This window comes from uncultured Methylobacterium sp. (assembly GCF_964242245.1).
Classification (GTDB): domain Bacteria; phylum Pseudomonadota; class Alphaproteobacteria; order Rhizobiales; family Beijerinckiaceae; genus Methylobacterium.
Window position 1 is genome coordinate 1 of record NZ_CAXTBY010000174.1, and the last position, 5,271, is coordinate 5,271.

Consider the following 5,271-nt stretch of genomic DNA (forward strand, 5'->3'; position numbering starts at 1 on the left):
TGGATCGTGCTGCCCTCGAAGCGCAGGCCCGGGCTCCGATCACGCGCCAGCAGCAGCGGACCGTCGAGGTCGACGTAGGCGGCGTGGTGAGCGAGCAGCATCGCCGGCGCCATGGCCAGCGACGTGCCGACCATGCAGCCGATCATCAGCGCGAGGCCCCGGGCGCGGGCCTCGTGGGCGAGCATCACCGCCTCGGTCAGCCCACCGGTCTTGTCGAGCTTGATGTTGATCGCGTCGTAGCGCCCGGCAAGCTGGTCGAGCCCGGCGCGGTCGTGCAGGCTCTCGTCGGCGCAGATCGGGATCGGGTGCGCGATCTGCGCAAGCAGCGCGTCCTCGCCCGCGGGCAGCGGCTGCTCGATCAGGCCGACGCCGGCCGCGACGCAGGCGGCGAGGTTGGCCTCCAGCGTGTCGGCCCGCCACGCCTCGTTGGCGTCGACGATCAGGCGACTGTCCGGCGCGCCCCGGCGCACGGCCGCGATCCGCTCGGGGTCGCCCGCGCCGCCGAGCTTCACCTTCAGGAGCGGGCGCGCGGCGGCCCCGTGGGCGGCCGCCTCCATGCTCTCGGGCGTGCCGAGGCTCAGCGTGTAGGCCGTGGTCGCCGGCGCCGGCGCCGACAGGCCGGCGATGTCCCAGGCCGGACGCCCGGACTCCTTCGCCTCGATATCGAGGAGCGCGCAGTCGAGCGCGTTGCGCGCGGCGCCCGCCGGCATGCGCTCCAGGAGTTCGGCGCGGGTGATGCCGGCACCGATCGCGTCGCCCTGCGCCGCGATCAGTTCGGCCACGCCCGCGACGCTCTCGCCGTAGCGCGGATACGGCACGCACTCGCCCCATCCGGCGGCCCCGTCATCCTCCGCGATCCGGGCTGTGACGACCACCGCTTCCGTCCGGCTGCCCCGACTGATCGTGAAGGCGCCCGCGATCGGGAAGCGCTCGACGGCGACGGAGAGCCGCCTCACGGGGCGGTGTCCGGGAACTCGGCGATCAGCCGGTCGACCAGCGCCTCGACGCCGAAGCGGACCGGGTCGGTGGCGGGCAGGCCGTACTCGGCGCCGAGCTTGTCCAGCAGCGCGCGGGCCGGCGCCTCGTCGAGCGCCTGGGTGTTGACCGCGATGCCGGTCGGGCGGATGTTCGGGTTGGTCAGGCTGCCGAGCTGCACCGTCAGGTCGATCACCTGGCGGATCGACGGCAGCGGGTGCTCGACGCCGCGCATGCGCGTGCGGGTGGGCTCGTGGCAGACCACGAAGGCATCGGCCTGCGCCCCGTGCAGCAGGCCGAGGCTGACCCCGGCGAACGACGGGTGGTAGAGCGAGCCCTGGCCCTCGATCAGGTCCCAGTGCTTCGGGTCGGCCGCGGGCGCGATCCACTCCACCGCGCCGGAGATGAAGTCGGCCACCACAGCGTCGATCGCCACGCCCCGGCCGGAGATGAACACCCCGGTCTGGCCGGTGGCGCGGAAGTCCGCGTCCATCCCGCGGGCGCGCATGCCCTTCTCCAGCGCCAGCACGGTGTACTTCTTGCCCACCGAGCAGTCGGTGCCGACGGCGAGCAGCCGCCGGCCCGGGCGCTTCGTGCCCTTGCCGGTGGCGAAGCTTTCCGTGGTGTGGCGCACGTCGTGGAGGGCGCGGCCGCGCCGCTCGGCGGCCTCGGCGATCGCGGGCACGGCGCCGAGCCGCGCGTGCAGGCCGCTCGCGACGTCGAAGCCGGCGTCGAGCGCCGCGACGATCTCGGCGACCCAGTGCTCGGGCAGCACGCCGCCGGCGTTGGCCACGCCGATCACCATCGTGCGGCAGCCCTTGGCCAGCGCCTCGTCGAGGGTGAGGTCGGCAATGCCGAGGTCGGCCGCGCAGCCGGGCAGGCGCATCTGGCCGATGCACCATTCGGGGCGCCAGTCGACGATGCCGTAGGCGGTCTTGGCCGCCAGCCGGTCCGGCACGTCGCCGAGGAACATCAGGTAGGGCGTCTCGATCTGCATCGGTCCAGCAACTCCCTCCGGACGGCCGCACGCGGTCCCTATGCGCGATCGGCTGCGTCGAGGGCAATGCACGATCACGGCCAAGCCGCGGCACGCCTCCAAGCCGCGGCACGCCTCCAAGCCGCGGCACGCCTCCAAGCCGCGGCACGCCTCCAAGCCGCGGCACGCATCCTTGCGGTCCGCGGCGATGTGCGGTGTGGTCGGGCGCGGATTGCGATGCGAGGGTCGAGCCGATGAGGATGTACGGCAACTGGCGCTCGGCCGCCGCGTTCCGGGTGCGGATCGCGCTGAAGCTCAAGGGCATTCCTTACGAGGAGACGTTCATCGACCTCGACGCGGGCGACCAGCACCGGCCGGAATTCCGGGCGATCAACCCGCAGGGCGCGGTGCCGGCGCTGTTCGACGGGGAAGGACCGCCGCTGACGCAATCGCTCGCCATCCTCGACTACCTGGAGGAGACGCATCCGAGCGTCCCGCTGCTGCCGGCTGATCCCCGCGAGCGGGCACGCGTCCGCTCGCTGGCGCAGGTCGTGGCCTGCGACACGCACCCCCTCTACGTGCCGCGGGTGCGCAACCACCTGATGGGAGCCTACGACCTGCCGCGGGACCGAATGATGGACTTCGTCCGCCACGCCTTCGCGACCGGTCTGACGGCGCTGGAAGCGCGGCTCTCCACCGAGCCCGGCACCGGCCGCTATGCCCAGGGCGACCGGTTGAGCCACGCCGACCTCTGCCTCGCGAGCCTCTGGGTCGGCACCGCGATCTTCGACGTGCCGACCGACGCCTACCCGACGGTGCGGCGCATCGCCGAGGAGTGCCTGTCGCAGCCGGCCTTCATGGAAGCGCATCCCAAGCGCCAGCCCGGTGCTCCGGCCTGAAGGGGCTTGGGCAAGAGGCTTGAGGCGAGGCGCAAAATTTTTTGACGGCTTCGCCCGGCGCGCCCGTGTATCGGATGTGTCTGGAACGGTTCCGAGGTAGGCCGCGGCGCGCGTCTGCCCGCGGGACGTGAGGCGGCCGGTCGGGCCGCGGGAGCAACGGCAAGCATGGTACCGGTCGAGAACGAGACGGGGCTGCACCGGGTCGTCGTGGTCGGAGGCGGCGCCGCCGGCCTGCAACTGGCGACGAAGCTCGGTGACAGGTTCGGGCGGAGCAAGGACGTCCACGTCACCCTGGTCGACCGCGCGCGCACCCACATCTGGAAGCCGCTGCTGCACGAGGTCGCCGCCGGCAGCCTCGACATCGGCCGCCACGCGGTCGACTACCTCCACCACGCCCACGAGCACCATTTCCGCTATCGGATCGGCGAGATGACCGGCCTCGACCGGACCGCGCGCACGATTCAGCTCGCGGCGAGCCACGATCCGGAGGGCCGCGAGGTCACGCCCCTGCGCGCGATCCCCTACGACACCCTGGTGATGGCGGTGGGCTCCACCACCAACGACTTCGGCACGCCGGGCGTCAACGCGCACGCCATCGCGCTCGACACCCAGGATCAGGCGGTGCGGTTCCAGCAGCGCCTCGTCAACGCGATGCTGCGCGCCCACACCCAGGACGGCCCGGTGCGTCCGGGCCAGCTCCACGTCACGGTGATCGGCGCGGGCGCGACCGGCACGGAACTCGCGGCCGAACTGCACCGCACCGTCCGCCACGTGGTCTCGACCGGCATGGACCGGATCGACCCGGCGAAAGACCTCAAGATCACCCTCGTCGAGGCGGCCGAGCGCATCCTGCCGGCGGTGCCGGAGCGGCTCTCGGCCGAGGTGATGCTGCTGCTTGCCAAGATCGGCGTCGACGTGCGGGTGCGGGCGCGGGTGACGGAGGTGCGCGCCGACGGCGTCGCGCTCGCCGACGGCGACTTCATCCCGTCCGAGCTCGTGGTTTGGTCGGCCGGCGTGAAGGCGCCCGCGTTCCTGCAGGGGATCGGCGGCCTGGAGACCACGCGCACCAACCAGCTCGTCGTGACGCCGACCCTGCAGACCAGCCGCGACCCCGACATCTTCGCGGTGGGCGACTGCGCCTACCTCGTGGAGGCCGGCTCCGATACGCCGGTGCCGCCGCGCGCCCAGGCCGCCCACCAGCAGGCGAGCCACCTGATCAGGCAGATCCCGGCCCGGATCGCCGGCCGGCCAATAAAGCCCTTCAAGTACCGCGACTTCGGCTCGCTGGTCTCCCTCGGCGCGTACTCGACCGTCGGCAGCCTGATGGGCTTCATCCAGGGCAGGAACATGTTCATCGCCGGGCTGTTCGCGCGGATGATGTACCGCTCCCTCTACAAGATGCACGAGCAGGCGCTGCACGGGACGGTGAAGACCGCGCTGGACGCCGCCGCCCGGGCGCTGACCCGCCGCACGGAGTCGCGGGTGAAGCTGCACTGACGGTCTGCCGCCCGCGCGGCGGCCCGCCCGTTGCACCGCCGCCCGTTCGATGGTTTCCTCACGCCCGCGGCCCGCATGAGACGGGCCCCCACGGGAGGAATGACGCCACCATGATCCTCGTCAGCGTGATGTACCCGGGCGGCGCCCGGTTCGACATGGACTACTACCTCGGCCACCACATGCCGCTGGTGCGCGAGCGCTGGTCGCCGATGGGCCTGCACGAGGCCAAGGTCGTGCGCGGCGTCGGCACCCCGGACGGAAGCCCTGCCCCGTTCCAGGTGATGGCGCTGCTGACCTTCGACTCGGCCGATGCCTTCGCCAAGGCGGCGGGCGCGCACGGGCCGGAGATCTTCGCCGACATCCCCCACTTCACCGATGCCCAGGCCGCCGTGCAGCTCAACGAGTTCCCCGAGGCGTCGGCGTGATCGACATCGTCCAGGCGGTCCAGGCGGCTGATCCGAGCCTCGGAGCGCGGGTGATCGTTCTGCGTGCCGACTCGCGCGCGCTCGGTGCGCCGGACCGCCTCGCGCCGGAAGCCGCGGCCTGGATCGCCGAGCACGCGGCCGACGCCCGGCTGGCGCGGCCGACGATCCTGCTCGCGCCCCATCCCGGCGCCGTGCCGGTGCCGCGCGTCGTCACGGTGATGGCCTTCACGGAGGCCCGCCAGCTTGCGGCCTTCGCCACCGCCTGGACCGCCGAGCCGGACGCCGACGCGCGGGACGATCGATCGTAGACCCGCGCCTCGGACGATGGTCCGGATCGCCCGCGGCTCCTCTCTCCCGTGCGGGGCAGGGGCCGCGCAGCGTGCCGCCGATCCCGCAGGACCTCGTACGGTTTCCGGTTGATCGGTTCGGTTGCGCGCACTCCCTCCCCCTCTGCGGGCTTGCGGATGCACGCATCGCTCCACGCGATCTGGGAGGAGCG

The 5,271-nt window shown here is 72.7% G+C and carries 6 protein-coding genes; 4 read left to right on the forward strand and 2 right to left on the reverse strand.

Annotated elements, in window-relative coordinates:
• Nucleotides 1–956: N-acetyl-D-Glu racemase DgcA (gene dgcA / locus ACFE8Y_RS20590; protein ID WP_375466232.1), on the reverse strand; the 956-nt coding region annotated here is incomplete at its 3' end.
• Nucleotides 953–1,972, reverse strand: coding sequence for an N-acetyltransferase DgcN (dgcN, locus tag ACFE8Y_RS20595; protein WP_375466233.1), 1,020 nt, complete (start codon nucleotides 1,970–1,972; stop codon nucleotides 953–955). The genes dgcA and dgcN, both read right to left, overlap by 4 nt.
• 233 nt (nucleotides 1,973–2,205) lie before the next feature.
• On the opposite strand from dgcN, the gene maiA reads away from it, so the two are divergent.
• The 4 genes from maiA (at nucleotide 2,206) to ACFE8Y_RS20615 (ending at nucleotide 5,080) form a co-directional block, all read left to right on the forward strand.
• Nucleotides 2,206–2,850 (forward strand): maleylacetoacetate isomerase, encoded by a 645-nt coding sequence (maiA, locus tag ACFE8Y_RS20600; protein ID WP_375466234.1) that lies wholly within the window; start codon nucleotides 2,206–2,208, stop codon nucleotides 2,848–2,850.
• Nucleotides 2,851–3,015: 165 nt separating this feature from the next.
• Nucleotides 3,016–4,347, forward strand: coding sequence for an NAD(P)/FAD-dependent oxidoreductase (locus tag ACFE8Y_RS20605; protein WP_375466235.1), 1,332 nt, complete (start codon nucleotides 3,016–3,018; stop codon nucleotides 4,345–4,347).
• A 110-nt stretch (nucleotides 4,348–4,457) separates the two neighbouring features.
• Nucleotides 4,458–4,772 carry an EthD family reductase gene (locus ACFE8Y_RS20610; RefSeq protein WP_375466236.1) on the forward strand — a complete coding sequence of 105 codons (315 nt, stop codon included), beginning with the start codon at nucleotides 4,458–4,460 and terminating at the stop codon, nucleotides 4,770–4,772.
• On the forward strand, nucleotides 4,769–5,080 hold the full coding sequence (locus tag ACFE8Y_RS20615) for a hypothetical protein (protein WP_375466237.1): 312 nt from the start codon (nucleotides 4,769–4,771) through the stop codon (nucleotides 5,078–5,080). The genes ACFE8Y_RS20610 and ACFE8Y_RS20615 overlap by 4 nt, the downstream gene beginning before the upstream one ends.
• Nucleotides 5,081–5,271: the final 191 nt, after the last annotated feature.

Excerpts from the sequence above, each read along its gene's own strand:
- dgcN (WP_375466233.1), bottom strand. The coding sequence starts at position 1,972 with ATGCAGATCGAGACGCCCTACCTGATGTTCCTCGGCGACGTGCCGGAC.
- maiA (WP_375466234.1), top strand. The coding sequence starts at position 2,206 with ATGAGGATGTACGGCAACTGGCGCTCGGCCGCCGCGTTCCGGGTGCGG.
- ACFE8Y_RS20605 (WP_375466235.1), top strand. The coding sequence starts at position 3,016 with ATGGTACCGGTCGAGAACGAGACGGGGCTGCACCGGGTCGTCGTGGTC.
- ACFE8Y_RS20610 (WP_375466236.1), top strand. The coding sequence starts at position 4,458 with ATGATCCTCGTCAGCGTGATGTACCCGGGCGGCGCCCGGTTCGACATG.